The 26,193-nt window shown below is 46.0% G+C and carries 24 protein-coding genes; 11 read left to right on the plus strand and 13 right to left on the minus strand.

What is annotated here, in order from left to right; all coding sequences use genetic code 11:
* Window position 1: 1 nt before the first annotated feature.
* Complete coding sequence (locus GFS24_RS12330) at window positions 2-1,222, minus strand: MFS transporter (protein WP_153659858.1); 1,221 nt, start codon at window positions 1,220-1,222, stop codon at window positions 2-4.
* Window positions 1,223-1,481: 259 nt separating this feature from the next.
* Between GFS24_RS12330 and GFS24_RS12335 the strand changes: the two genes are divergently transcribed.
* The gene (locus GFS24_RS12335; RefSeq protein ID WP_153659859.1) at window positions 1,482-2,723 is read left to right on the plus strand and encodes a DUF6786 family protein; all 1,242 of its coding nucleotides are present in this window, start codon (window positions 1,482-1,484) and stop codon (window positions 2,721-2,723) included.
* Here the strand turns inward: GFS24_RS12335 and GFS24_RS12340 are convergent.
* Window positions 2,718-3,314, minus strand: a complete 597-nt coding sequence (locus tag GFS24_RS12340) for a YigZ family protein (RefSeq protein WP_153659860.1) — start codon at window positions 3,312-3,314, stop codon at window positions 2,718-2,720. The two genes, GFS24_RS12335 and GFS24_RS12340, sit on opposite strands and share 6 nt — an antisense overlap.
* A gap of 3 nt (window positions 3,315-3,317) precedes the next feature.
* Window positions 3,318-4,331 (minus strand): bifunctional diaminohydroxyphosphoribosylaminopyrimidine deaminase/5-amino-6-(5-phosphoribosylamino)uracil reductase RibD, encoded by a 1,014-nt coding sequence (gene ribD / locus GFS24_RS12345; protein WP_153659861.1) that lies wholly within the window; start codon window positions 4,329-4,331, stop codon window positions 3,318-3,320.
* A gap of 71 nt (window positions 4,332-4,402) precedes the next feature.
* On the opposite strand from ribD, the gene prmC reads away from it, so the two are divergent.
* Window positions 4,403-5,257 (plus strand): peptide chain release factor N(5)-glutamine methyltransferase, encoded by an 855-nt coding sequence (prmC, locus tag GFS24_RS12350; protein ID WP_153659862.1) that lies wholly within the window; start codon window positions 4,403-4,405, stop codon window positions 5,255-5,257.
* Window positions 5,258-5,327: 70 nt separating this feature from the next.
* Here the strand turns inward: prmC and GFS24_RS12355 are convergent, their stop codons facing one another.
* The 4 genes from GFS24_RS12355 to GFS24_RS12370 form a co-directional block, all read right to left on the minus strand.
* A complete protein-coding gene (locus tag GFS24_RS12355; protein ID WP_153659863.1) occupies window positions 5,328-5,747 on the minus strand; it encodes a biopolymer transporter ExbD in 420 nt (139 codons plus the stop codon).
* A gap of 10 nt (window positions 5,748-5,757) precedes the next feature.
* Window positions 5,758-6,474: a MotA/TolQ/ExbB proton channel family protein gene (locus tag GFS24_RS12360; RefSeq protein WP_153659864.1), complete on the minus strand. Its 717-nt coding sequence runs from the start codon at window positions 6,472-6,474 to the stop codon at window positions 5,758-5,760.
* Window positions 6,475-6,548: 74 nt separating this feature from the next.
* Complete coding sequence (pepT, locus tag GFS24_RS12365; protein WP_153659865.1) at window positions 6,549-7,796, minus strand: peptidase T; 1,248 nt, start codon at window positions 7,794-7,796, stop codon at window positions 6,549-6,551.
* 68 nt (window positions 7,797-7,864) lie between these two features.
* A complete protein-coding gene (locus GFS24_RS12370; protein WP_153659866.1) occupies window positions 7,865-8,293 on the minus strand; it encodes a peptidylprolyl isomerase in 429 nt (142 codons plus the stop codon).
* A gap of 162 nt (window positions 8,294-8,455) precedes the next feature.
* On the opposite strand from GFS24_RS12370, the gene fmt reads away from it, so the two are divergent.
* Window positions 8,456-9,370 (plus strand): methionyl-tRNA formyltransferase, encoded by a 915-nt coding sequence (gene fmt, locus GFS24_RS12375; protein ID WP_153659867.1) that lies wholly within the window; start codon window positions 8,456-8,458, stop codon window positions 9,368-9,370.
* Window positions 9,371-9,582: 212 nt separating this feature from the next.
* Here the strand turns inward: fmt and GFS24_RS12380 are convergent, their stop codons facing one another.
* The 5 genes from GFS24_RS12380 to hemH form a co-directional block, all read right to left on the minus strand.
* Complete coding sequence (locus GFS24_RS12380; protein WP_153659868.1) at window positions 9,583-10,632, minus strand: LysM peptidoglycan-binding domain-containing protein; 1,050 nt, start codon at window positions 10,630-10,632, stop codon at window positions 9,583-9,585.
* A 196-nt stretch (window positions 10,633-10,828) separates the two neighbouring features.
* A complete protein-coding gene (locus GFS24_RS12385) occupies window positions 10,829-12,343 on the minus strand; it encodes an NAD(P)(+) transhydrogenase (Re/Si-specific) subunit beta (protein WP_153659869.1) in 1,515 nt (504 codons plus the stop codon).
* Window positions 12,344-12,353: 10 nt separating this feature from the next.
* On the minus strand, window positions 12,354-12,665 hold the full coding sequence (locus GFS24_RS12390) for an NAD(P) transhydrogenase subunit alpha (protein ID WP_153659870.1): 312 nt from the start codon (window positions 12,663-12,665) through the stop codon (window positions 12,354-12,356).
* A 13-nt stretch (window positions 12,666-12,678) separates the two neighbouring features.
* Window positions 12,679-13,812: a Re/Si-specific NAD(P)(+) transhydrogenase subunit alpha gene (locus GFS24_RS12395; protein ID WP_153659871.1), complete on the minus strand. Its 1,134-nt coding sequence runs from the start codon at window positions 13,810-13,812 to the stop codon at window positions 12,679-12,681.
* 169 nt (window positions 13,813-13,981) lie between these two features.
* Window positions 13,982-15,013 (minus strand): ferrochelatase, encoded by a 1,032-nt coding sequence (gene hemH / locus GFS24_RS12400; protein ID WP_153659872.1) that lies wholly within the window; start codon window positions 15,011-15,013, stop codon window positions 13,982-13,984.
* A gap of 174 nt (window positions 15,014-15,187) precedes the next feature.
* Between hemH and hemA the strand changes: the two genes are divergently transcribed.
* Genes hemA through hemL form a run of 7 tightly spaced genes read left to right on the plus strand, consistent with a single transcriptional unit; the run spans window position 15,188 to window position 22,464 of the window.
* Window positions 15,188-16,585: a glutamyl-tRNA reductase gene (gene hemA / locus GFS24_RS12405; RefSeq protein WP_253906439.1), complete on the plus strand. Its 1,398-nt coding sequence runs from the start codon at window positions 15,188-15,190 to the stop codon at window positions 16,583-16,585.
* Between the two features lie 3 nt (window positions 16,586-16,588).
* Window positions 16,589-17,512: a hydroxymethylbilane synthase gene (hemC, locus tag GFS24_RS12410; protein WP_153659873.1), complete on the plus strand. Its 924-nt coding sequence runs from the start codon at window positions 16,589-16,591 to the stop codon at window positions 17,510-17,512.
* Window positions 17,499-18,233 carry a uroporphyrinogen-III synthase gene (locus GFS24_RS12415; protein ID WP_173003058.1) on the plus strand — a complete coding sequence of 245 codons (735 nt, stop codon included), beginning with the start codon at window positions 17,499-17,501 and terminating at the stop codon, window positions 18,231-18,233. The genes hemC and GFS24_RS12415 overlap by 14 nt, the downstream gene beginning before the upstream one ends.
* Window positions 18,230-19,261: a uroporphyrinogen decarboxylase gene (gene hemE, locus GFS24_RS12420; protein WP_153659875.1), complete on the plus strand. Its 1,032-nt coding sequence runs from the start codon at window positions 18,230-18,232 to the stop codon at window positions 19,259-19,261. Before GFS24_RS12415 ends, hemE begins: the two co-directional genes overlap by 4 nt.
* A complete protein-coding gene (hemF, locus tag GFS24_RS12425; protein ID WP_153659876.1) occupies window positions 19,258-20,172 on the plus strand; it encodes an oxygen-dependent coproporphyrinogen oxidase in 915 nt (304 codons plus the stop codon). The genes hemE and hemF overlap by 4 nt, the downstream gene beginning before the upstream one ends.
* Window positions 20,173-20,193: 21 nt before the next feature.
* Window positions 20,194-21,165 carry a porphobilinogen synthase gene (gene hemB / locus GFS24_RS12430; protein ID WP_153659877.1) on the plus strand — a complete coding sequence of 324 codons (972 nt, stop codon included), beginning with the start codon at window positions 20,194-20,196 and terminating at the stop codon, window positions 21,163-21,165.
* A 12-nt stretch (window positions 21,166-21,177) separates the two neighbouring features.
* On the plus strand, window positions 21,178-22,464 hold the full coding sequence (hemL, locus tag GFS24_RS12435) for a glutamate-1-semialdehyde 2,1-aminomutase (protein WP_153659878.1): 1,287 nt from the start codon (window positions 21,178-21,180) through the stop codon (window positions 22,462-22,464).
* Between the two features lie 103 nt (window positions 22,465-22,567).
* Here hemL and GFS24_RS12440 read toward each other — a convergent pair whose 3' ends face one another.
* A complete protein-coding gene (locus GFS24_RS12440; RefSeq protein ID WP_153659879.1) occupies window positions 22,568-25,348 on the minus strand; it encodes a S9 family peptidase in 2,781 nt (926 codons plus the stop codon).
* A 196-nt stretch (window positions 25,349-25,544) separates the two neighbouring features.
* Here GFS24_RS12440 and GFS24_RS12445 point away from each other — a divergent pair, with 196 nt between their 5' ends.
* A complete protein-coding gene (locus GFS24_RS12445; RefSeq protein WP_153659880.1) occupies window positions 25,545-26,138 on the plus strand; it encodes an RNA polymerase sigma-70 factor in 594 nt (197 codons plus the stop codon).
* The last annotated feature ends 55 nt before the right edge of the window (window positions 26,139-26,193 follow it).

Raw genomic sequence — 26,193 nt, forward strand, 5'->3', positions numbered from 1 at the left:
ACTATGCTATTTTAGGTTTCTCTTGTTTTACCATTGTCCAAAGAATGAGTACGGCTATGGGATGTAAGAAAGCCATCGCGATGAAGATCTTTTCTGTTCCTATTGTTCCCATGAACTGGCCGGTGAAATAATTAAACAGTACTGCGCCTAATGCACCAAACCCTCCTGCAATGCCTAATACGCTGGCTACATTCTTTACAGGGAACGCTTCTGCAATTACAACGCTGATCGTAAATAACCAGCTCAGGCAGGCTACTGCTACTATGCTGAAGATCGCTAATGTGGCAAAGGGATGTGTGAGGTAAGGTGTTAAGATGCAAAGTGGTGCTACAGCTGCAACGGTCGTTAACATGATCCTTCGTGCTTTTAATGGTGCTTTCCCTTTTCTTACCATCCAGTCGCTCCATACAGAAGTGCCAATGGCGCCGAGGTCTGCTACTAAAAATGGTATCCATCCAAACATGCCCATCTGTACTAAAGACAAACCTGACTCTTCCTGTAAGTATCCCGGTAGCCAGAAAAGGCAGAAATACCAAACGGGATCACTTACCAGGCGGATCAATAAGATGCCCCATAAACTTTTCCTGGTCCATAACTGCCGCCAGGTGAAAGCTGTTTCTGTGATCTCTACTGATTCTGCTACAATGCTTGGTGGTGGTGCTCTGTAAATGGTGATCCACAATAATGCGATGATCAAACCTGTTATGCCTGCTACGATAAAAACCATCTGCCAGTTATAGGTAATGGCCAGCCAGGCTACTAAGGGCGGTGCGATGATGGCTCCTATGGAGCTTCCGGCTACACATAAACTATTGGCAGTGGCTCTTAGTTTACCAGGGAACCAAACGGTGATGACCTTTAATTGTGCGGGGAAATTGGTTGGTTCTGCCATGCCTAATAAGCCGCGGAAAAAAGTGAACTGGCCGAATGTTTTAGAAATGCCGCCGCCGATGCAGGCTACTGACCATCCTATGATGCCGGCGAACATTACTTTTTTTGCGCCAAATTTATCTACCAGCCAGCCTGATACGGGATACATGATGGCATAACAGACTGTAAATATATTCAGGATCAGGGCATACCCGTCATCGCCTAAATTGTATTCGTCCTTAATGATCGGTTTAAGGATAGACACGATCTGTCGATCGAAATAATTGAATACGATAGCTAAGAATATAATAAAAATTATAAACCAGCGTCTTTTTCGTGGAACTAAGGTCATAACGCAGCCTTTGTTTAATCTTGCTTTAATAGGCCTTAAATGACCAAATTAAACAATATAAAAGCAAAATAAAACTAATTTAAATGTTTTTAAATAAAATTATAGCCTATTAAGGAGTTTGCCGCGCAGCAAAGGGCGGAGTTTTTTTTCTTTTTTAGGAAGGGGTGCTTTAGGGCTGAGTTTTCCCCTTTTTTCAGCTTTGGGTAAGAGAAGAATTGTATCATTGTGAATTATTCCGCCGGACACGATTTACCATATCATGAGAAAAAGCATAGTCTATGGTGCCCTGTTTTTGATGGCCTGCGGTCAACGCACACAACAACAGGCGCAAACACAACAAACATCACAATCGGATAAGAAAGAGACGATCACCCGTCCGGATAATTTCGGGGCAGATGTGGCATTCCTGAAAGAACATGTGGAAACGTTGGTATTAACCGATAGTACCAGCAAAGCAGCTATTGCTATTGTGCCTGCCTGGCAGGGAAGGGTAATGACGAGTACAGCTACGGGGAATGACGGGAGAAGTCTTGGTTGGGTGAATCATGATCTCATTGCTGCGAAGAAAACACAACCGCATATAAATGCATATGGCGGGGAAGACCGCTTCTGGCTTGGGCCGGAAGGTAGTCAGAATAGTTTTTATTTTGCACCGGGGGATCCATTTGATTTAGCACACTGGCAGGTACCTGCTGTACTGGATACAGAACCATTTAAGGTGGTAGCTAAATCAAAAGGTGCTGTTACATTTGAGCGGGATATGCAGCTCACCAATTATAAAGGCCATGTTTTCGATATAAAAGCTACACGTACTATTACACTGATCGCACGCAGGGATGTGAGGAATTATATTGGCGTTGATCTTCATAAAAGCGTGCAGGCCGTGGCTTTTCATTCTGCCAATAGCATCAGTAACACCGGGCAGCATAAATGGGATACTGCTTATGGCATGCCATCCATCTGGATACTGGGCATGTTCACAGCAGCTGAAAAAAATACAGTGATCGTGCCTACCCGCAATGGTGGCGCTGTGAATGATAAGTATTTCGGGAAAGTACCGGAAGAACGTTTACGGACAAACGAAAAGATCGTTTACTTTAAAGCAGATGGAAAATACCGCAGTAAAATTGGGTTGCAGCAGCATGCTTCTTATAATTACCTGGGGAGTTATGATGTGGAACATAAGCTGCTGACCATTGTACAATTCACACTACCTACTACTACGCAAAGATATGTAAATGCAGCCTGGGGAATTCAGTCGTTTCCTTTCAACGGGGATGCCATCAATGCTTATAACGATGGACCACCTGCTGAAGGAGCGCCACAGCTCGGTAATTTCTATGAACTGGAAAGTTCCTCTCCTGCTGCTGCTTTAAAACCCGGCGGCAGCATGGAACATTATCACCGCACGATTCATCTCAGCGGTGATGATAAACACCTTGATCCTATTGTGAAAAAAGTATTCGGGGTTTCTTTAGCGGAGATCAAAAAAGCACTATAAACTTTTTATTTCGAGGTTGTAGATATCCTTTAAACGCAGCAGGGTAAGGTCCCGGCTGGACTTGGGTATACCGATCTCCATTTCGCAAAAGAGCTGGATCTCCTGTTTCAATACTGTGCAGTTATTCTGCTTTACTACCATCATCACATCATTCAGAATGGTGTAATCAAACACCAGCCGGTATTTTGCTTCCACATTCTTTTGTACGGATGGAATAAGCTGCAGCACCATGGCGCAGGACATTTTGTAAGCATTGATCAGGCCGGGTACGCCGAGTAATGTTCCGCCAAAATAACGAACTACTACTACCAGTGCATCCGTCAGTTGTTTACTGTCTATCTGCCCCAGGATGGGTTTCCCGGCAGAGCCTGATGGCTCACCATCGTCTACTGCACGGAATTGCAGGCCATCTGTTCCTAAGCGATAGGCATAACAATGATGGGTGGCTTTGGGATGTTCTTTTTTCACTTCCTGCAGGCACTCTTTTACCTGGTCTGTGGTTTTAACGGGGTAGGCATATGCCAGGAATTTACTCCCTTTGTCCTTGAATTCCGCTACTGCTGTTTTCTCTATTGTATAATAAACTTCCATTTTTTAAGTTGATGAAGTATATACGGAGATCAGATCTCCCTGTACTTCCAGTTCTTCCTGCAATGATGCATTTTGCAAAACGGGTGCCTGCAAACCTCCGCCCAGCGTGTGCTGGCCGGTGATCACACGCGCTTCGTCCCATACACCTCCTGCTATGAATTGTTGTAATAAATGCGCTCCTCCTTCCACGATCACACTTTGGATATTATCTGCGTGCAGGCGGGTAAGGAGTTGCGGAATGATATCCTGGCTGAAATCAAATTTGTCTTCTGACACAAAAATAGTGGGCGCCTCTGCGTTATGCAACTGATAATGTGCCGGTATTTGTAGTGTTCTGTCTACAACGATCCGTAATGGCTGTTTTCCGGGCCAGAGGCGTGCTGTTAATTTTGGATTGTCCTTTAATGCAGTATTCGTTCCTACCAAAATGGCCATTTCCCTGGTGCGCCATTGATGTACCAGTCGATCTGTATAACTATTGGAGATCCTCACTGGCTGGCCATCCGGAGGGGCGATAAAACCATCGGCGGATTGCGCCCATTTCAAAATGATGTAAGGCCTTTTCTTTTCGTGGAAGGTGAAAAAGCGGCGGTTCACTGCTCTGCAGGCTTCTTCCAGTACACCGGTCATCACTTCGATCCCTGCATCTTTCATTTTTTGAATTCCTCTGCCGGCTACTGCTGAAAAGGTATCCACACAACCGACCACCACTTTCGGGATTTTGTGTTGTATGATCAGATCTGCGCAGGGAGGGGTTTTGCCATGATGCGCGCAGGGTTCCAGGCTTACATACATAGTAGATACGGGGATCAGGGATTGCAATGTATCCGGTACACTATCTATGCAATTCACTTCTGCATGGGCCTGGCCATATACCCGGTGAAATCCTTCGCCAATTATCTTTCCTTCATGCACAAGTACAGCACCCACCATTGGATTGGGCGCCACGGCTCCCATACCTGTTTGTGACAGGCTAATACAACGTTGTATAAAAAATTCGTGCGAAATACTTACCATGAATGAATTTGAAATAATATGTTTGCAAAAATATCGTTTCAGCGGCTATTTTCCGCTGTTATCTAAAGATCATGACGATTCAAACTGCATTTGCCGGATTAGTGGCAGCGATTACACCATTGTACGATAACCGGGAAGCCGCCAACATAGCGCATCTCGTGATGGAACACCTTACCGGATTAGGAAAACTGGACCGTGTTTTCCATAAAGACAGCGACCTTTCTGAACCCCAGGAAGTTCAATATCAGCAGGCGCTGGCCGCTTTGCTGGAACACCGGCCTGTGCAACATATTACCGGCAAAAGCTGGTTCTATGGCATGGAACTGGTGGTGAACGAGCAGGTTTTGATCCCCCGCCCGGAAACGGAAGAATTAGTGGAATGGATCCTGCTGGACCATCCTGCACAGCCTGCCTGGCGGTTGCTGGATATTGGTACCGGCAGCGGTTGCATCCCCATTGCCCTGAAAAAACAATGGCCTGCAGCGGATATCTGGGCCATGGATGTGAGCCCCAGTGCACTGGCGATTGCTACTAAAAATGCAGGATTACAACATACGCCTATCCGTTTTATTCCGCAGGATGTACTTTCCCCTGATACATCAAAAGTCCTGCCTTCTTTAAATATAATCGTCAGTAATCCTCCTTATATCCGGGAATCTGAGCGTTCCGGCATGCAGGAGCAGGTGGAAGCTTTTGAGCCTTCTATTGCTTTATTTGTGCCGGATAATGATCCTTTGCTTTTTTACAGGAGGATAGCGGGGCTGGCAAAGGAGAAACTGGAACCGGGGGGGAAGTTATATTTTGAGATCAATGAGGCGTTAGGGAAAGAGGTGGTGGAAATGTTGGAGGGAGAAGGTTTTAAGGAGGCAAAACTGAAGCAGGATATGTTTGGGAAGGACAGGATGGTGCGGGCGGTGAAGAAATAGCAGGGCATTCCCTTAAAAAAATAACTGCACTCCTTTTGAGAATGCAGTTACCTATGAATACTTAAACGGTTTATTTCTTATTTGCTGCCGCACTTTGCGGGTTGGCTGTTCCCAATACAGTTTTAGCCCCTAATTCCCTCGCAATCTGCATCACACTCACTACCACCCCGATGGGTACTGTTTCTTCCGCATTGATCACAATCGTATTATCTACTTCGTTGGCAGGTAACTTGGGGATCAGTTTTTCGCGTAGTTCTTCAAAATTCACTTTATTGGTGCCCACAAAAAACTGCTGATGCGCATCGATGCTCACCACTACAGTCTGCTTTGCTTTGGTATTACTTTTAGCCTTCGGCAACATCAGTTTAATAACGTTGGGATTGGCCAGTGATGACACGATCAGAAAGAACAACAGGAGGATGAACAGGATATCGTTCAACGCTCCGCTGTGTAGTTCTGCCGCTCCTTTTTTACGCCTCCGCAAATTCATATATCGTAATTTATTTCGTCGGTGTTTGCATTAGATCAATGAACTCGCCGGTAGTGGCTTCCATTTTATTGATCACTTTATCGATCTGCGCATTCAGGTAGCTGTAACCAATATAAGCCACCAGTCCGATGATAAGACCTGCGGCAGAAGTCACCATTTTCACATAGATACCGCCGGCGATCGTGCTGAGGGTGATATCTGAAGTCTGGGAGATGTTGAAGAAGGTCTGGATCATCCCCGCAATGGTACCAAGGAAACCGAACATCGGGGCAATACCTGCCACTATGGCCAGGATCACCAGGTTCTTTTCCATTTTATATATTTCCAGCTTACCCACATTCTCCATTGATTTCTCAATATTGTCGATGGGTTTGCCTATGCGCTGGATACCTTTATCGATCATCCGGGCAATAGGGCTGTTGGTGTTCTTGGATAAAGAACGGGCGGCATTGATATTATCAGAGGTGATGTGATCACGGATCATCGGCATAAAGTTATCTTCTAACTTCCCTGCTTTCTGAATGGTGATAAATCTTTCAACAAATACATATACCGCAATTACGGAAAGGATACCCAAAGGGATCATCAAGGGCCCACCTTTCACGATCATATCCCATAACTTGATCTCCTGGGCTGTGGCAGTTACTGCATTTACACCTGCGGAAACGGTATCCGCTTTAGGGAGTAAAAGAGAATCCTGCATAAACGTAACGAGTCCTAGCAACATGAATTTAATTTTAACATTCGAGTTCTATAAGGGGTTAAAGTAATAATAAAAACGGATTTAGACCGAATTTATTATCAACTCCGCTCTTCCCAGACCTGTACAAGTTCAATGATAGTGTTCACGGCTTTCTGCATATCCTGCACGCTTACATACTCCTGCTTGCTGTGCAGTGCCATTTCTCCGGTAAAAATATTAGGACATGGCAGACCCATAAATGATAAGCGGGAACCGTCCGTACCACCACGGATACTCATTCTTTCCAGTTTGATGCCGGCACGTCTGATCGCTTCCTCTGCATTGGCCACTACCTGCGGATGCTGATCCAGTACCTCTTTCATATTGCGGTATTGTTCTGTGACCTTCATGATGGCAGTAGCACCGGGATGTCTGGCCACGGTGGTTTCCATGATCTTACGCAGGTAAAATTCATGGCCTTCCAGCTCAGCTGCAGTAAAATCGCGGATGATGAATTCTATCTCTGCTTTTTCCACCATACCTTCTATCCTTACAGGGTGAATAAAGCCCTGGCGGTCTTCTGTAGTTTCAGGCGAAAGGATATCCTTTGGCAATGCGTTCACTATTTCTGCTGCCACTTTGATGGCACTCACCAGTTTGCCTTTTGCTGTGCCGGGATGTACACTCACACCCTGGATGCTGATCTTCACACCATCTGCTGCAAAAGTTTCATCTTCCAGCGATCCCAGTTCTCCCCCATCCATGGTATAACCAAACTGTGCACCCAGCTGCTCCATGTTCACATGCTGCACACCACGGCCCACTTCTTCATCAGGTGTGAAGAGGATGCGGATCTTTCCATGTTTTATTTCAGGGTGTTGTATCAGATACAACGCAGCATCCATGATCTCTGCCACACCGGCTTTATTATCCGCGCCCAGCAAGGTATTACCGCTGGCCGTGATAATATCGTCTCCTATTTTTCCTTTGAGATAAGGATGATCTTTTGTGCGGATCACCTGTGTTTTATCATCCGGCAGGATAATATCTTCTCCATTGTAAGCCTTATGCACAATGGGTTTCACATTAGTACCACTACAATCGGGCGCGGTATCCATATGTGCGCAAAGACAGATCACGGGTACCTCTTTTGCAGAGGTAGCAGGGATCGTTGCATATACATATCCGAATTCGTCCGTTACCACATCTGTAATACCTATCTCCTGCAATTCCTTTACCAGCAGCATTGCCAGGTCTTTCTGTTTGGCAGTGGAAGGAAAAGTAGTACTGCCTGGATCTGACTGCGTATCTATTTGCGCATAACGCAGGAAACGTTCTGTTACTGAATAAGCGTAATTTTTATCCATGGGGCAAACCTATTAAAAAAGGCTGTCTTGCGGACAGCCTTTCTCTATATTTCACAAAAATTTCTATATTAAACGATCTCTACCAGTTCAATATCGAAAATCAATGGTTCACCAGCCAGGGGATGGTTAGCATCCAGGGTGATGAACTCAGCGCCAATAGCAGCCACTTTCACAGGGAACACCTGGCCTTGTGGATTGCTCATTTGCAATTCCATGCCTACTTCAGGATTCAAATCAGCAGGAATATTAGCCTTTGGAAAGTCCATGACCAACTCATCGCTTTTAGGGCCATATGCTTCTTCTACTGGGATGTTCAGGGTTCTTTTTTCCCCCACCGTCATATCCAAAACTCCGTTATCGAAACCTTTGATCACAGAACCGGTTCCAACCTTGAATTCCAAGGGGTCTCTTCCTTCGGATGAGTCAAAGGTGTTACCATTGTTTAAACGGCCGTGATAGTGCACCCGTACGGTATCACCGGTCTTTACTTGTTGCATATAAATGATTTAAAATGAGACAATAGGTTGTGAAGGTACAGATTTTGTTTTTGATTTCTGGCGGGCGGAGGGGAATTTGTCGCTACTGTTGCTATGTGAATAATGTAGATATATTGGTTTTTGATATATAAGAATGGGGGATTTTCTAATACATTTGCATCCATGAGGATAATTTTCATGGGTACGCCCGAGTTTGCTGTAGCTTCTTTAGATGCGCTCGTTCAGAATGGCTACAATGTGGTGGCAGTGATCACAGCGCCTGATAAACCTGCCGGCAGGGGTTTGCAGTTGCAGCAGAGTGAAGTGAAGCAATATGCGCTTCGTCATAACATTCCTGTGTTGCAGCCGGAGAAGTTGAAGAACCCTGATTTCATTGAAGAATTACGTTCCTATAAAGCAGATCTGCAGGTGGTGGTGGCTTTTCGCATGCTGCCTGAAATTGTGTGGGATATGCCGCCGTTGGGGACTATCAATGTACATGCTTCTCTTCTGCCGCAATATCGTGGGGCAGCGCCGATCAACTGGGCTGTTATTAACGGGGAGTCTGTTTCGGGTGTTACTACTTTCAAATTACAACATGCTATTGATACGGGGAATATCCTTTTTTCTGTGGAAGTGCCTATTCGGGAAGATGAAACTGCGGGGGAATTGTATGCTTCTTTGATGGCTGCGGGGGCTGGGGTTTTGTTGAAAACAGTGGCGGCTTTGAAAGATGGGAATGCGCCGGAGATGGTGCAGAATAATATTCCTTCGGATGAGTTAAAACATGCGCCGAAGATCTTCAAGGAAGATTGTAAGATCAACTGGTCAGATAGTGTTGATCATATTTATAACCTTATTCGTGGGCTGAGTCCTTATCCTACGGCATTTACGTTGTTAGGGGATAAAACGTTGAAGATCTTTAAAGCGGTGAAGGAATCTGTTTCGCATTCGGAGGTGTTGGGGTCTGTGCATACGGATCAGAAGACTTTTCTCAAGTTTGCTGCGGATGGGGGGTATATTAATTTGGTGGAATTGCAGTTGGAGGGGAAGAAGAAGATGGGGGTTGAGGAGTTTTTGAGGGGGTATAGGTTTTAGAGTAGAGGGTTTGCCGCGCAGCAAAGGGCGGTTTTCTTTCTTCTTTTTTGACGGGGGCTTTTCTTTTGAGGGATGTATTTTTTCTTTCTGGAAAGGCTTTCTTTTAGGTATGATTAAGGATTCTTGTAAAGGGCAGATTTTTTCTCTTTAAAATAAAAAAAACGGTCAGGATGTTCCATCCTGACCGTTTTTTTATAAGGTGCTGTGGTGTTTTATTTTTCGTCGTAACTGAGTTCACAATAGAAACGCGTTTCATTGATCCCTAGTGCATCCTGGGCCGCATCGCTGAGTTTGATGATCAGGTTTGCATTTGCTTTTAGTTGCGGGATGGCATCCAGTACTTTTGCGTAGATGGATTTGCCGGTGAGCGGGTTGGTAACTTTTACGATCGTGCCGCGGGGGGCTGTATTGTGCAGGGCGTAATATTTGCCTGAACCTACTACTGCGTTGCTTCTGAACCAGGTGCCGGGGCCTTTTTCGCCTACTACATTTCTGCCGTTATTGGTTTGTTGCTGGTATTGCTGCTCAAATCCTCCGTCTGGCACATTGGGTGTGCGGCCGAGGCTGGTAGAAGGTTTGGTATCTGGCTGCTCTTGTTTGGTTTCAGGTTCTGCTCCCTGTGATTTTGTTACCGCGACAGGCTTTTCATCCACAACTTCCTGTTTTTCCTGTTTCACAACTGCGGGCGGATCTTGCTTTACAACTGGCGGTGGGTCCTGTTTTGCTACTGGTGGCGGATCTTGTTTGGGAGCCTCTTGTTTTGCTACTACGGGAGCCGCTGGTGCAGCAACCGGCAAAACAATAGAATGCCCGCTTCCTTTCACAAAACCTACGATCAGGTAGGCATCTTTCTTCACACCGTCTCCTGTAAAATTATTCCACTGGCGCACGTTGTCCAGGGGCACTTTATCAAACCGCAAAGAGATCCTGTACAAAGTTTCCTTGTCTGTAACCTGGTGATATACCGGCCGGGAACCTTCCCCGGTGTGGGCTTCCTTCGATTGAATGAAGTTACTTTTGCTCAAAGGGATCGTGATACCTTTCCCTAAACTAAGCCCCTGGTCCATTTGCATTTTATTCTTCGCCGCAATGTCCTTTGGACTTAAACCGTACGCACGACCGAGACTGTACCAGGTTTCCCCTTTCTTCACTGTATGTGTCAAATACAGATCGGGTGCGCTGCCCTGTGCAACAAGCGTATCCTGTGCGGCTACTCCTATCGTACTGACCATGAAAACACCTATCAAAACTGACTTTAACATAATATCTAATACTTTAAGGGAACGAATATATGTGTTAAAAACGAATTAATGTTTATTGGAAAACGACAAAAAGCGGCTTTTGTTGTTATCCCGCAACCGTTGCCGATCCTATTTCTCCACATATGGCCTCTTACGTTTTCCACATTGGAATACGCAGGCCTGCTTCCGCAAAATAATAAGAGATAAGGATTTAACTTTATACGATCTTTACTTCGGCCACCAGCTGCTGGAGCACAGCTTTTGCATCACCGAAAAGCATGGAGGTTTTAGGTTGGAAAAAGAGGTCGTTCTCAATACCGGCGTATCCTGGTTTCATACTGCGTTTATTCACGATCACCATCTTGGCATTTTCTACTTCCAGTATGGGCATACCGTAAATTGGACTGTCCGGATCATTTTTGGCGGCAGGGTTCACTACATCGTTGGCACCCAATACCAGTACGGCATCTGTTGTATTCATTTCTCCGTTGGCCTGTTCCATTTCCTCCAATTTCTCATACGGTACATCTGCTTCTGCCAGCAAAACGTTCATATGACCAGGCATACGGCCTGCTACGGGATGAATAGCATAACTTACTTGCACTCCTTTTTCCTCCAGTAATTTTTCAAGTTCATGGCAAACGTGCTGTGCTTGTGCTACAGCCAGACCATAACCGGGAACGATCATTACTTTATTGGCGTAACGCAATACCACTGCGGCATCTGAGATACTGATCTCTTTGTAACTGCCCGTTTGTTCTTTCGCGGCACCACCTGTTTTAGGTCCTCCGAAAGAGCCGATGAGTACATTTTTCAATGAACGGTTCATGGCTTTACACATGAGGATGGTGAGGATGGTACCTGCGGAACCAACCAGGATACCTCCAGTGAGCATGACTGGATTGTTATATAAGAAACCGCCACAAGCTGCTGCCACGCCGGTAAAGGAGTTCAGTAAGGAGATCACTACCGGCATATCTGCTCCGCCGATAGGCATTACAAATAATACGCCATAGGCGATGGATAATGCGAGAATGATGTAAAAGGAAATAGAGATCTGTGGCAAAACATGATAGCTGCCTTCTTCCATTACATAACTGTTATTGATCACTGCCACCAGGTATCCTGCCAGGATCACAATAATACCCAGCATGGTAAGGTTCACAATATGCTGTCCTTTAAAAGCAAAGTCTTTTACTTTTCCATTTAATTTGCCCCATGCAATTACACTACCTGCAAATGAAACTGTTCCGATGATAAGTCCTAAGAGTATGATCAGCAGTTTTCCGCCTACATGCACATCTACACCTCCCGAAACCATATTGATCAGATCCGTTAATGCAGCATTTAAATTTCCGTTGCTTATGCTCAATGACACAGGCGTATGCGCTAAATGATTGAACTCCACAATAGAGATCAGCATCGCACAGGCTCCCCCCATTCCATTGAACATACTCACCATCTCCGGCATCGCCGTCATTTTCACTTTTCTTGCCGCAATCACACCTACCACTGTTCCTATTAATAATCCGCTGAAGATCCAGCCGTAATTATGCAGTTTTTCTCCTCCTTCTTCATACAGGAATATCGTTCCGGCAATCGCCAGGAACATTCCTCCAGCAGCCACCAGGTTGCCTTTGCGCGCGGAGGCAGGATGACTGAGCATTTTCAGGCCAATAATGAATGTAACAGAGCCGATCAGATAAGCGATAGACAAAAGACTTGCTTGCATATAGGGCTATTTACTTTTTCTTCTTTGAAAACATTTCCAGCATTCTGTCCGTCACCACAAAACCACCTACCACATTGAGCGTTCCTAATATCACGGCCAGGAATCCAAGTACCAGTGCGAGATAATTATCTGATTCCGCTTTGCCCATTACAATAATGGCCCCGATGATCACTACACCGTGAATCGCATTTGCACCACTCATCAGCGGCGTATGCAATACAGCAGGAACACGGGAGATCACTTCTATGCCCAGGAATATAGAGAGTATCACGATGTACACCATCTCTATATGCAGTTGTATAAAATCCAGTATTGCGTCCATATATTCAAATCATTTATGCGGTTGCGGGTTGGAGGTTTTTCACGCGTTCATTCACAATCTCACCCTGGTGGGTGATGCAGGTTCCCTGGATCAGATCATCTTTGAAGTTCAGGTCCAGCTGGCCTTCTTTGGTGAGCATGAGTTTCAGGAAGTTCAGCACATTGCGGGCATATAGTTTACTGGCATCTGCCGGAGCAGTACCAGCAAGGTCTGAATTGCCGATCACGGTTACGCCTTTATGCAAAATGGTTTCTCCGTTTTTCGTAACGGCGGTATTACCACCAGTGGCAGCAGCCAGGTCAATGATCACAGAGCCCGTGTGCATACTTTCCACCATCTCTTTGGTGATCAATATTGGTGCGGCTTTACCGGGAATCTGTGCGGTGGAAATAATGATATCTGCTTTCGCGGCGCTTTGCGCTATTTTTTCTACCTGTTTCTGTTTGTATTCTTCTGTTTGCTCCACTGCATAACCGCCTGCTTTAGAAGCATCTGCTGCTCCTTCCACTTCCACGAATTTCGCACCGAGGCTCATCACTTCTTCTTTAACGGCAGGCCTTGTATCAAACACTTCTACAACCGCTCCCAGTCTGCGTGCGGTGGCAATGGCCTGTAATCCGGCCACACCTGCTCCAAGGATCAGGACCTTTGCAGGAGGAATACTTCCTGCAGCCGTCATGAGCATGGGGAAATAACGGCTATAGGTAAATGCCGCCATTATCACGGCTTTGTATCCGGCAATGTTAGCCTGGGAACTCAGTACATCCATACTTTGCGCACGTGTGGTACGGGGGATGGTGTCCAGACTAAAAGTGGTGAGTTGTTTTTCTGCCCATTGCTGCATGAGCTCCTGATTGTAGAGGGGTTGGTACACACCCATCAGGATCTTTCCGGGGGCTAACTGGTTCCATTCTTCGGGGACCAGGGAGCGGATACTGAGCAGCAGATCTGCCTGCTGTAATAATTCCGCGCGGGGTTTGATGACTGCGCCTGCTTCCCGGTAGGCATCATCTGTGTAAAATGCTTTTGCTCCGGCACCTTCTTCTACCCACACCGTTACCTGCTGCTGCACTAATTGTTTTACCACTTCCGGAACCAGCGATACCCTGCTTTCTTCTGCTTTTTCTTTTAGGACGGCCAAGATCATCTGCGATGGTGTTTTTGCTGATGGAATTTAAAGAAAAAAGCGGAGAAAATGGGGTTAAGGATTATGCGTATCGGGGCAAAAAGGGCTGAATCCTACGCCCCTAAAGGATTATAAATTTTTTAAATAAATAAAAAAACCGCCCTGGTATTTATCAGGACGGTCTTTTCATTTACGACATTTCTTCTTTACAAAGCAGTGCCACGGTTTTGACCCATGCAGGATGCGTGTTCATGCAGGGGATCATGGTAAAGCTATCCCCACCGTTGCTGATAAAGGAATGTTTTCCTTCCATGGCAATCTCTTCCAGTGTTTCCAGGCAATCTGACACAAAAGCCGGACACACGATCAGTAATTTCTTTACACCCTGTTTAGGCAACGTTTCAAACAAGCCGGCCGTATAAGGTTTCACCCATTCTTCCCGGCCCAGCCTGGATTGAAAGGAAATGCTCCATTTATGACGGGGAATACCCAGCTTTTCTGTCACCAGATCTGAGGTGATGGTCACCTGGTGGCGGTAACACTGTTTATGTGCAGCAGAATCAACATGGCAGCAATCATTTACTTTATAGCAATGATTACCAGTTACATCTCCCTTTCGTATGTGCCTTTCCGGTAGCCCGTGATAACTGAAGAGGATGTGATCAAAATCCTGCTCAAGATAAGGCCGCATGCTTTCAGCCAGTGCGTCAATATATTCAGGGCGGTTATAGAAGGGTTCCACCACTTTTAACGTAAATGGATATTTCTTTTTCTTATAGATCTCCTTCGCATATTCCACGGCGGTTTCATAACTGCTCATGGCGTAATGCGGATATAAAGGCATGAGTACCACTTCTTTCAGGTGCGGATGCTCTTTCATGAGCTTCTCAAAAGTAGCCAGGGGAGAAGGATTGCCGTAGCGCATGGTGATCTCAACGGGTATCTCCAGATCGTGCTGCAGGGCAGTTTGTAATTGCTTTGTCAGCGCAATGAGCGGAGAACCATCTTCCCGCCACACTTTACTATAAGCTTCTGCACTGTTTGCTGCCCGGTTTGGAACAATGATCCCTCCCACCAGTACTTTACGCAGCAGCCAGGGATAATCGATCACCCGCTTGTCCATCAGGAACTCCAGAAGGTATTTTTTCACATCCGGTACCGCCGTAGAATCAGGCGAACCGAGGTTCATCAGTATAATAGCTGTATCAGATTTCGCGACCATAGACCTAAAAAATTGTTGCAAAAGTAAGGGCTTTTAAGCCTTTATCCTGCTAGTAGTGTCATTAAATTGTTAGAATAAAAACGAATAGCATGTTATGTTTCAGACTGATCCAGATCATTGGAGGAGTGAAATTTCTGTCATTATTTTGTTGCTTATCTCTCTAAACGCTTTCACATGGCAGCTATTATCAAACATGATGAATATCATTTTTTACCGGCACCCGTTAGCATGTTTAGAAATGACACAGTAGTGACAGCCTCCCGTGTGGTTTTGAAGTCTATGCAAGTATTTTTGCAACCGGAAGCTTTTAAGAAACACATGCAGGTCAATCAGCCCAAAGACATATCACATTTTCATATCGTTGGCATCAACTATAAGAAAACCGACGCTGCGATCCGCGGTTTATTCGCTATAAACCAGGATCAATATCAGCAACTTTTACAGACCGCCCAACTGGCCGGTCTGAATGATCTGTTCGTGCTTTCCACCTGCAACAGGACCGAGGTATATGGTTTTGCGCCGGACGTGGAAGTATTAATGAACCTGTTATGCAATGCCGCCCACGGCAATCCCCAGGTATTCAAAGAACTGGCTTATCACAAATCCGGAGAAAGCGCCGTAAGGCATCTTTACCATGTTGGTACCGGCCTTGATTCCCAGATCCTTGGCGACTATGAAATTGTAGGGCAGATCAAGAACGCTGCCAAATTTGCGAAAGGCGCGGGATGCATCGGCACTTTCCTGGAAAGGCTGGTGAACAGTGTGCTGCAGGTATCCAAACTCATTAAGAATGAAACCGGCCTTAGCTCCGGCACTGTATCTGTGGCTTTTGCCGCGGTGCGTATGCTGGAAAGTAAAGTGGCGGACATTAAGGATAAGAAGATCGTTTTACTGGGCGTTGGCAAAATTGGCCGCAATACCTGTAAAAATATCATGGAGTACCTGGGCGCGCGCAACATCACACTCATTAATCGTACTACCGCTGTGGCAGAAGAGTTTGCAGGAACACACGGTCTGCAATATGCGCCTTATGAGGAAATGGACAATGTGCTGAAGGCAGCAGATGTGATCCTTGTAGCTACCAACTCTTCCCAACCCACTATTCTGAAAGCACATCTGGAAGGCACACAACCCAAACTGGTGATTGACCTTTCCATTCCTTTCAACGTAGCGGCAGATGTAAGGGAATTAGCACATGTGGAAGTAGTGAATGTGGATGAACTGAGTAAAGTGCAGGATGAAACCTTACAAAAACGCCTCAACGAAGTTCCCAAAGCCATGAGCATCATTGAAGAGCACATGGAGGAATTCCTCTACTGGTTCAAGATGCGCAAACATGCCGTAGTGCTGAAAGCGGTGAAAGAGAAACTCACGGAGATCCATGCACGGGAAATAAAAGAGCAAAAGAACGGCGCACAATATAACATGGACGATATGGAAGAAGTTTCTTCCCGTATCATTCAGAAAATGATCAATCTTATGGCCGGCAAAGTGCGCAAAGAATCAGAGAAAGGCGATCTCTACATCGCCATGATCAATGATATTTTTGAAGCCGGCGTTAATCAGGAATAGCAAATGGACAAAGTCATCAGGATAGGTACCCGGGAAAGCCAGCTCGCACTATGGCAGGCCAACCTGGTAAAAGATTTACTAACTGCACAAGGGTTCTCCACGGTTTTAGTTCCCATCAAAAGTGACGGTGATATTGACCTCGTAACACCACTCTATGAGATTGGTGTACAGGGTATTTTCACCAAGAGCCTGGACCTTGCCCTGCTCAATGACCGCATAGATATTGCGGTACACTCCTACAAAGACGTTCCCACCCAATTACCCAAAGGGCTCATCAATGCCGCCATCCTGGAAAGAGGGCCGGTAAAAGACCTGCTGGTATACAAACACGATACACAATTCTTAGAAGATAGTACTTATGTTGCTAACATCGCCACTTCCAGCATCCGCCGAAAAGCACAGTGGTTGCGGCGTTATCCGCAACATCAGTTGCACAACCTTCGGGGGAATGTAAATACCCGCCTGCAAAAGCTGGCTTCCGAAAACTGGGATGCCGCTATCTTTGCTGCTGCAGGACTTGAAAGGATCGGCGTAAGGCCCCCTGAATCTATGATACTGGACTGGATGTTGCCTGCTCCAGCACAAGGGGCCATTGTAGTGGCCTGCAGAGAAGATGACACTTTCTGCAGAGAAGCCTTAACTCCCCTGAACCATGCAGACACAGCACTTTGCACAGGTATTGAGCGGGAATTCCTGCGTTACCTTTTAGGCGGTTGCACAACCCCTATCAGCGCTTATGCTTATATTCAGGAAGGAGAATTATATTTTGAAGGCAACCTCTGTAACCTCGATGGCACACTGTCGCTTACCGTTTCTCATCAGTTGCCGGTAGCAAAAACAGCCGGGCTGGGCACATCTGCTGCCAAAGAAATACTGGCGCAGGGAGGTGATGCTATTATTGAAGAGATCAAACATGTCCAACGCTAAATACCGCATACTGAGTACGAAGCCGTTATCGCAAACGCTGGTGCAGCTTGCGGGGGCGCATGATATTGCTATATCTGCACAGGCATTTATTGATGTGCAGCCAACGCTTACGCCTGAGCTGACGACTCAAAGTATGCAGCACTTTATCAAGGGCAGCACGTTGGTGTTCACGAGTCCTAATGCAGTGAAGATCGTGAGCAGGGCTTTGCATTACAATGATACACCTGAGAAAAAAACGATCAGCAAAGTATATTGCTTACAGGGTGCAACCCGCAAAGCAGTGGAAGAACATCTGCATCATGTTACCATTGCAGGCACTGCCCTGAATTCAAAGGAACTGGCAGAACTGATCGTGGCAGAACATAATATTCCTTCGGTAGTTTTCTTCTGTGGCAGGATCCGCAGGAATGAGCTGCCGGATGTTTTACAGGAACACAATGTAGCGGTAGAAGAGATTGTAGTGTATGATACCGTGGAAACACCCGCAACACTGGAAGAAGAATACGATGGCGTACTCTTCCTCAGTTCCAGCAGCGTAAAAAGTTTTTTCTCTGCGAACACCCTTCCAAAACATACGGTATGTTTTGCCATAGGTACTACCACCGCAGCTTCCCTGGAAGATATAACCAATAACCGGATCATTGTGAGCCCTGAGCCCGCAGTAGATCTGTTAGTACAAACAGCTATTTTTTACTTTGACAATATCAATTGCTACGAATGAGCGGATTAAAGAACGATTTGTTGTTAAAAGCATTGCAGGGCACTCCGGTACCCCGCCCACCGGTATGGATGATGCGCCAGGCCGGACGCTTTCTGCCTGATTATATCAAACTGCGTGATAAATATTCCTTCTTTGAACGCTGCCAGACACCTGAACTTGCTACTGAGATCACAGTAATGCCGGTAGACCAGGTAGGTGTAGATGCTGCCATTATCTTCTCTGATATCCTCGTGGTGCCACAAGCCATGGGCATGGAAGTGCAGCTGATAGAAAAACTCGGTCCCCTCCTCCCCCAGCCCATTAAAACTGCGGCTGATCTGGACAGGATCGTGATCCCTGATGTAAACGATCGTTTGCATTATGTAATGGATGCATTGCGCCTTACCAAACAAACCCTGGCTGGCCGTGTTCCCCTGATCGGTTTTGCCGGTGCCCCCTGGACCCTGTTATGTTACATGGTACAAGGCAAAGGATCTAAAACTTTTGATGAAGCCAAAGCCTTCTGTTATCAACAACCTGCTGTTGCACATGAACTGCTGAACAGGATCACGGAAACCACGATCCTTTATCTGAAAGCACAAATAGAAGCAGGTGCAGACGTAGTACAGATCTTTGATTCATGGGGTGGCTTACTAAGCCCGAAAGACTTTGAGGAATTCTCTTTACAATATATCCGCCGCATCGTAGCTGCATTGCAAGGTCTCGCACCTGTGATCGTATTTGCGAAAGGCGCCTGGTTTGCCCTGGAAGAAATGGCTGCCACAGGAGCGCAGGGACTTGGACTGGATTGGTGTATCAAACCTGAACTGGCCCGCCAGTTTGCAGGACCGGCCGTTACTTTGCAAGGGAACTTTGATCCCGCGCAACTGATGCGTCCTATCCCGGAGATCACGAAATCTGTGCATGAGATGATCCGCGCTTTCGGTCCGCAACGTTATATTGCGAACCTTGGACATGGCATCCTGCCCAACATACCGGTAGATCATGCGAAAGCATTTATTGAAGCCGTGAAAAGTTATACTGCATGACGATCAAAGAACAATTCATACCCTTCATTCACCAGCTGCAAAATGAGATCTGCAGCGCAGTGGAAGCCATGGACGGAAAAGCGAAGTTCAGGGAAGACCGCTGGGAAAGAGATGGCGGTGGCGGCGGAATTACCCGCGTTATTGCTGAAGGGAATGTTTTTCAGAAAGGCGGCGTGAACACTTCCGTGGTACATGGCAAACTGCCGCCGGTAATGGCGCAGCAGTTCAATGTGGCCGGAGACAGTAGCTTCCTGGCTGCAGGGATCTCCCTCGTCATCCATCCGGTCAATCCTTTTGTACCTACTGTACACGCTAATTTCCGTTACTTTGAACTCTACAAGGAAGATGGCAGCATAGCGGATTGCTGGTTTGGCGGAGGCGCAGATCTCACCCCTTATTATATCTTTGAGGAAGACGGCAGTCATTTTCACCGTACATTCAAAGAAGCCTGCGATCCCTTTGGCGCAGAACTCTACCCGTTATACAAGAAACATTGCGATGAATATTTCGTGAACAAACACCGGAATAATGAAGCGCGCGGCATAGGAGGTATCTTTTACGATTACCTTCGTCCCGAGCCTTCCCGCACAGCAGAACAGCTGCTGCAATTCCAGTTTGCCAACGGTAATTCCATGATCGGCGCTTATCTCCCGATCGTAGCAAAAAGGAAAGACCTTCCTTATACAGAAGAAAATATACACTGGCAGGAATACAGGCGTGGCCGTTATGTGGAGTTCAACCTGATACACGACAGGGGAACTCTTTTTGGACTGAAAACGAACGGGCGCATAGAATCCATACTCATGAGCTTGCCCGCCAGGGCGCGGTGGGAGTATGATTTTCATCCTGCCGCGGGGAGTCCGGAAGCTGAGCTGCTGGAATACCTGAAGCCGAGAGAATGGGTTAAATAATGTGAATTAAAATAGAAGATGATGATCAGAAGAAACAGAATTTTACGCAACTCCCCTGCCATCCGTGCGATGGTAGCAGAAACCATTTTACGCCCCAGCGATTTCATTGCGCCGCTTTTCATTATAGAGGGAAAAGGCATTAAAGAAGAGATCTCTTCCATGCCAGGGTACTTTCGTCATTCACTGGACCTTACGGTACAGGAAGTGAAAGAGCTGTGGGGAATGGGCATAAAAAGTGTACTGCTGTTCATTAAATGTGCGGATGAACTGAAAGATAATAAAGGAACGGAAGCCCTCAACCCGAATGGATTAATGCAACGTGCTATCCGCGCTGTGAAAGAAGCGGTACCTGGTATGCTGGTGATGACGGATGTGGCGCTGGATCCTTTCTCTTCTTATGGCCACGATGGTATTGTGGAAGGCGAAGAGATCGTAAATGATGCTACTGTGAATGTACTGGCCGCTATGAGCGTAAGCCATGCAGAAGCTGGTGCGGATTTTGTGGCACCCAGTGATATGATGGATGGCCGCATCCTGGCTATCCGCGAAGCATTGGAAGATAATAACTTTACAAAAACAGGCATTATGGCCTACAGCGCCAAATATGCCAGTTGCTTTTACGGTCCTTTCCGCGATGCATTGGATTCTGCACCCGGTTTCGGTGATAAGAAAACTTACCAGATGGATTTCTCCAATGCACGTGAAGCATTGAAAGAAACGCTGATGGATGTAGATGAAGGAGCAGATATCGTGATGGTAAAACCAGCCATGGCTTACCTGGATATCATCCGCCTGATCAAAGACAGTGTAACCGTTCCGGTAAGCGCTTACCATGTAAGTGGTGAATACGCCATGATCAAAGCAGCCGCTAAAATGGGATGGATCAATGAAGAGAAAGCGGTGATTGAAAGCCTTACCAGCATCAAACGCGCAGGGGCAGACCTGATTGCCACTTATTTCGCGAAAGATGCGGTGCGTTTGTTAAACAACTAAAAAACTGATGGCATGTATACTAAAAGTAAAGCCCTATTTGAACAGGCCAATAAAGTAATTCCCGGCGGTGTGAACTCTCCTGTACGCGCATTCAAAAGCGTTGGCGGCACGCCTGTTTTCATGCAGCATGCTAAAGGTGCTTACCTGTATGATGTAGATGGCAACCGTTATGTAGATTATATCAATTCCTGGGGTCCAATGATCATGGGTCATGCATATGAGCCGGTGGTGAAAGCTATCCAGGAATATGCTACCTATTCTACTTCTTTTGGTACGCCTACTAAACTGGAAATAGAAGTAGCAGAACTGATCGTAAGCATGGTACCTAACATCGACATGGTGCGCATGGTGAACTCAGGTACAGAAGCCTGCATGTCCGCCCTGCGGCTGGCACGTGGTTATACCGGCCGTAATAAAGTGATCAAATTCGAAGGTAATTATCATGGCCATGCGGATTCTTTCCTCGTGAGTGCAGGCAGTGGTGTGGCTACATTAGGGATACAATCTGTTCCCGGTGTAACCAGTGCTGTGGCGAATGATACACTTAGCGTACCTTATAATAATCTCCCTGCAGTAGAACAACTCATTGCAGAATATCCAAATGAAATTGCGGCTATCATTATAGAACCTGTAGCCGGCAACATGGGCTGTATCCTGCCACAGCCGGGTTTCCTGGAAGGGCTGAGAAGTTTATGTGATACCCACGGTATTGTGTTTATCATGGATGAAGTGATGACTGGTTTCCGTTTGGCAAGAGGTGGTGCGCAGGAATTATTCGGCATTAAAGCAGACATCGTTTGCTTTGGCAAGATCATCGGCGGCGGCATGCCTGTGGGTGCTTTTGCGGGTAAACGCGAGATCATGGAACACATTGCACCGGCCGGCAAAGTATACCAGGCAGGAACGCTCAGCGGCAATCCCATCGCCATGATAGCAGGTTATACTTTGCTGAAAACATTACAGGAACGCCCTGCTATCTATACCCAGTTGCAGGAAAAAACAAATCAACTCATTGCTGGTCTGCGGGAAGCATTTGGCGCAGCAGGTGTGGTGTACCAGATCAATCACATCGGTTCCATGATGAGCGTGCATTTTGCGGAATATCCCATTGTTGACTTTACGGCAGCGTCCAGCGCCAACAATGAATTATTCAAACGTTTCTTCCATGCCATGCTGGAAAGAGGCGTTTATCTGCCACCCTCTGCATTTGAGAGCTGGTTCATCAGTAATGCTATTACAACAGAAGACATCGAGTTTACCGTGGCTGCTGCCAAAGCATCCATGCAAGCTATCAGATAAAGAAGTTAACGATCAACCTGGTTATTGTATGACTGGGGAGCCCCGTATAATACGGGGCTTTTTTATGACAAAACGCCCCCGATTTTACCGGGGGCGTTTTTATTTATTGTTTACTTTCTTTCTCCTGTTCCTTCATCTTATCCAAATAAGAAACCCCTTCTGTGATCCACTTCGGCGCTGTTTTACCTAAGAGGTAATGATCAAACCATTCCCTTTGGCGCTTCTGATAATCTATCTGATTTTCCTTTTTAGCAAGGCCGTGATTTTCATCTGCATACACCAGCATCACATGCGGTTTCTCCATCCTGCGCATGGTGCCATACATTTCAATTCCCTGGTGCCAGTCCACTGCGCCATCTTTATCACCAAAGGCAACCAGCAGCGGTGCTTTGATATTTTGCGCAGCATAGATGGGAGAATTACGCATATGCTCCTGCATCCTGTCGTACCACGGACCATCAAAACGGCCCTGGCTGGTTTCAAAGATCTTCTGATCAGGCATACCGGAGTTCCAGTAAATAGCCAGGGACATACTGATCAGGTTAGTTAAAGGCGCACCTGCGCAGGCTGCTTTGAAAAGATCTGTTTGTGTAATGATGAAAGAGGTCTGGTAAGCCCCCCAGCTATGCCCCATCAAACCCACTTTGTTCTTATCTATCATGCCTGTTTTCAATACTTCTTCCACTGCGGGTACCACACAATCAACTGCACTCATTCCGGGATCGTTGATATCATACACAATATCCGGACGGAAAATGAAATAACCGCCGGATGTATAGTTAGTGGTATTGTAAGCCCTTCTTTCAGAAGGGATCACATAGCTATGTACGGTATTAGCCAGTTCCTCATAGATGTACACTACCATCGGGTACTGCTTACCAGGCTGGTAATCTGCCGGGTAGAACAATGCGCCCTGCATTTTCTTTCCCTTCTTATTCGTAAAAGATATTAATTCACTTTTGCCCCATTTGTAATCCTTCTGCTGTGGATTGGTACTGGCCATCTTTTGTTCTCCCTGGAAATTCTTTGTGATATATAATTCGGGAGAACGGTTATAGTCTGCGCGGATAAAAGTGAATACATCTGCTTCTTTCGCTTTATTGAACTGATCTACCGCATTCGGCTCATAGATCAGGCGGCTGAATTTACCCTTCTCCACTTTGCCCACACCAAAGTATTTGCTCTTATCACCATACAGATCAATATAGATGGCTTTGCTGTCGTCCAGGAAAGGCTCTTCAAAATCTGTCCGGATGATCCGGTGCCTGATCTCCTCTTTTGTTCCATCCGTTAATTTGCGGAATCCTTTACCATCCGGTTTTACGGCATACACATCATACTCATCATAGAGGAGTATTTCTTTATCTCCTTTTGTCCAGCCACCTAAACCGAAAGGTGGTTTGGCTGCAGGATGATCATCATGGAAGTCCTCGAAAATGGTAGGAATATCTTTAGTGATGTTCACGTTCTCTCCTGTGGTTGTGTTATAGGTAAACCACTGTTTATCTTTATAGTACAGTGCATACTTGCTATCCGGAGACAGGTTGGGCGCGTATCCGTATGACAGGATGATCTTTTCACCGATCAGTTTTTTCTCGCCGGTGCGGGTATTCACGAGATAGAAATCAGAGAAGTCTTCCTTGAAGGCCGGCTTGTATTTTTTATCTGTAGTGATCACCGCAAACTTCTGATAGTTGGCAAGGTTCGCGCGGGGCGTACTGTCGCTGGCCAGTTGAAAGAAGCTGTTGCTTGAAAAGTTCCAGACAGACTGCAGGCTGAAGTCTTTATCCATCATGTAAGTGATCTTCTGGCGAGGCTGGATCTCTGTGTCTTTCCAATGCCAGATGTCTACTGCTGCCAGTTTATCTTCTTTCTTCGGCGCAGGTGGTACTATTGTTTTCTTTGTAGTATCTGCCTTTGCTATACTCACCGTATCCTTCTTCACGCTGGCAGAATCCTTCACAGGACTTTTCTTTGCTGGTTTAGCCGTCCAGTTTTTGATACTGAAATAAACAGCCGTTACATCATCCGTCAGGCGCAGGTTGGAATTTGGATTAATGCGCATGCCTTTTGGAAAAGCAGGTTGTTTGGCAGGATCAAATACAGAAAGCACTGAATTCTTATATACATATACCTGCGCATTTTCTTCTTCGTAATCTTCACTTTTGGTCGTCTTATAAAAAGCAAGGCCATCCCCTTCTTTGGACCAGGCCAGTTTGGAGAACTTGCAGGTATCGCTGGCCAGTACTTTTACCACATTGGTTTGCAGATTAAATAACTCTACGGTATTACCAGCCTGGTTAGCAGATTCCAGGATATAGGCAAAATGATCGCTCTTGCGGTTAAACTCGGAGGCCGTTACGTTGCCTATGGTACGCGTGCTGCTGTCTGCCAGGTTCCTGAGCAATACAACCGTGCCTTTATCTTTATTTTCCTTTGGCGGGTTGAGCGTTACAGCCAGGAATTTACCATTCCTCGAAAAGCGGAAACTGCTGATATCTTTGATCACTTCTTTTTTACCCGTCACCAGGTTCAGCAAACCCATCTTTAAAGGAATGGGCATTTTCTGATCTCTCAGTTTTTCCGCTTCCTTGAAAGGAACGCCAATATTGTAAGCTACCCACTGGTTATCTTTCGAGAAAGAAGGAGCCGTGCTAAATTCAAGGGCATACCGTTTGTTGGTGAGCTGATTGAAAAGGTAGAGGGTATCATTGTCCTCCTGAACACCTACGGAGTAAGCTGCCCATTCTCCATTTTCAGATAAGGTAGTGCCGGCGAAGAACTGCCATTTTGCATAATCGGCAGGGGTTAGGTCTTTTTTCTGCTGTGCATTAACGGTTAGGCAGACCGCTAGTAGCAGAAACAGGGAATAAAATCTTTGCATTGAAGGTTTAGATTTAAGTTGAAGCGTATGTATATAACCAAGATAGTAATATAAAATAACATTGAGAAAGGTTAAAATGATATTGCTATCATAAACATCCGCGTGAATTATACACGATATTGGCAATATTTCAGCGGAAAAGGAACTTGTATTTATAGGAAATTAACAATACCTTGGTTACAGCTAATATTTGGACATGAATGATAAAGAGATACAGGCTTTACAGGAACAGGTAGCTCTTTTTGATGACCAGCACGCATTCAAGATCTTATTTAAGCACTATTACACGACTCTTTTCCAGTTCGCCGTTTCCATCGTAAAAGTGCGGGAAACTGCTGAAGAAATAGTGGAAGACGTTTTTATAAAGGTCTGGAACCAGCGCAAGCGCCTAACTGAAATTGCCAACCTGCGTTTATATCTGTATGTTTCTGTAAAGAATCATTGTTTAAATCATGTAACAAGGCGGGGTACTACAGCTGAGATAGATCTGGATCAGCTGGATGTGGTGTGCGCAGAACTGGTGCCTAATCCGGAAGACCTCCTGGTAGCTTCTGAACTGTTACAGCGCGTGAATAAATCCATTCATGAGTTGCCCCCCAAATGCCGTATCGTTTATAAGCTGGTAAAAGAAAACGGCTTATCTTATAAAGAAGTGGGAGAAATACTGAACATTTCACCCCGTACCGTTGAGAACCACATTGCCGCCGCCATTAAAAAATTAGCCTCTTTACTGGATGCAGATTTCCCCCTCCCCCGTAAATCCTTTACCCTGCCGGGTATAAAGAATTAAAAAAAACTTTCCGCTCCACTAGGGGATACCCGAATTCCTTGTGTCCTATAATAAA

Origin of the sequence: Chitinophaga sp. SYP-B3965, assembly GCF_009647655.1 — a bacterium.
Taxonomy (GTDB): domain Bacteria; phylum Bacteroidota; class Bacteroidia; order Chitinophagales; family Chitinophagaceae; genus Chitinophaga.

What these genes read in the sequence shown, in the direction of transcription:
- GFS24_RS12330 (WP_153659858.1), bottom strand. Translation starts at nt 1,222, where the DNA reads ATGACCTTAGTTCCACGAAAAAGACGCTGGTTTATAATTTTTATTATA.
- GFS24_RS12335 (WP_153659859.1), top strand. Translation starts at nt 1,482, where the DNA reads ATGAGAAAAAGCATAGTCTATGGTGCCCTGTTTTTGATGGCCTGCGGT.
- GFS24_RS12340 (WP_153659860.1), bottom strand. Translation starts at nt 3,314, where the DNA reads ATGGAAGTTTATTATACAATAGAGAAAACAGCAGTAGCGGAATTCAAG.
- ribD (WP_153659861.1), bottom strand. Translation starts at nt 4,331, where the DNA reads ATGGTAAGTATTTCGCACGAATTTTTTATACAACGTTGTATTAGCCTG.
- prmC (WP_153659862.1), top strand. Translation starts at nt 4,403, where the DNA reads ATGACGATTCAAACTGCATTTGCCGGATTAGTGGCAGCGATTACACCA.
- GFS24_RS12355 (WP_153659863.1), bottom strand. Translation starts at nt 5,747, where the DNA reads ATGAATTTGCGGAGGCGTAAAAAAGGAGCGGCAGAACTACACAGCGGA.
- GFS24_RS12360 (WP_153659864.1), bottom strand. Translation starts at nt 6,474, where the DNA reads ATGTTGCTAGGACTCGTTACGTTTATGCAGGATTCTCTTTTACTCCCT.
- pepT (WP_153659865.1), bottom strand. Translation starts at nt 7,796, where the DNA reads ATGGATAAAAATTACGCTTATTCAGTAACAGAACGTTTCCTGCGTTAT.
- GFS24_RS12370 (WP_153659866.1), bottom strand. Translation starts at nt 8,293, where the DNA reads ATGCAACAAGTAAAGACCGGTGATACCGTACGGGTGCACTATCACGGC.
- fmt (WP_153659867.1), top strand. Translation starts at nt 8,456, where the DNA reads ATGAGGATAATTTTCATGGGTACGCCCGAGTTTGCTGTAGCTTCTTTA.
- GFS24_RS12380 (WP_153659868.1), bottom strand. Translation starts at nt 10,632, where the DNA reads ATGTTAAAGTCAGTTTTGATAGGTGTTTTCATGGTCAGTACGATAGGA.
- GFS24_RS12385 (WP_153659869.1), bottom strand. Translation starts at nt 12,343, where the DNA reads ATGCAAGCAAGTCTTTTGTCTATCGCTTATCTGATCGGCTCTGTTACA.
- GFS24_RS12390 (WP_153659870.1), bottom strand. Translation starts at nt 12,665, where the DNA reads ATGGACGCAATACTGGATTTTATACAACTGCATATAGAGATGGTGTAC.
- GFS24_RS12395 (WP_153659871.1), bottom strand. Translation starts at nt 13,812, where the DNA reads ATGATCTTGGCCGTCCTAAAAGAAAAAGCAGAAGAAAGCAGGGTATCG.
- hemH (WP_153659872.1), bottom strand. Translation starts at nt 15,013, where the DNA reads ATGGTCGCGAAATCTGATACAGCTATTATACTGATGAACCTCGGTTCG.
- hemA (WP_253906439.1), top strand. Translation starts at nt 15,188, where the DNA reads ATGGCAGCTATTATCAAACATGATGAATATCATTTTTTACCGGCACCC.
- hemC (WP_153659873.1), top strand. Translation starts at nt 16,589, where the DNA reads ATGGACAAAGTCATCAGGATAGGTACCCGGGAAAGCCAGCTCGCACTA.
- GFS24_RS12415 (WP_173003058.1), top strand. Translation starts at nt 17,499, where the DNA reads ATGTCCAACGCTAAATACCGCATACTGAGTACGAAGCCGTTATCGCAA.
- hemE (WP_153659875.1), top strand. Translation starts at nt 18,230, where the DNA reads ATGAGCGGATTAAAGAACGATTTGTTGTTAAAAGCATTGCAGGGCACT.
- hemF (WP_153659876.1), top strand. Translation starts at nt 19,258, where the DNA reads ATGACGATCAAAGAACAATTCATACCCTTCATTCACCAGCTGCAAAAT.
- hemB (WP_153659877.1), top strand. Translation starts at nt 20,194, where the DNA reads ATGATCAGAAGAAACAGAATTTTACGCAACTCCCCTGCCATCCGTGCG.
- hemL (WP_153659878.1), top strand. Translation starts at nt 21,178, where the DNA reads ATGTATACTAAAAGTAAAGCCCTATTTGAACAGGCCAATAAAGTAATT.
- GFS24_RS12440 (WP_153659879.1), bottom strand. Translation starts at nt 25,348, where the DNA reads ATGCAAAGATTTTATTCCCTGTTTCTGCTACTAGCGGTCTGCCTAACC.
- GFS24_RS12445 (WP_153659880.1), top strand. Translation starts at nt 25,545, where the DNA reads ATGAATGATAAAGAGATACAGGCTTTACAGGAACAGGTAGCTCTTTTT.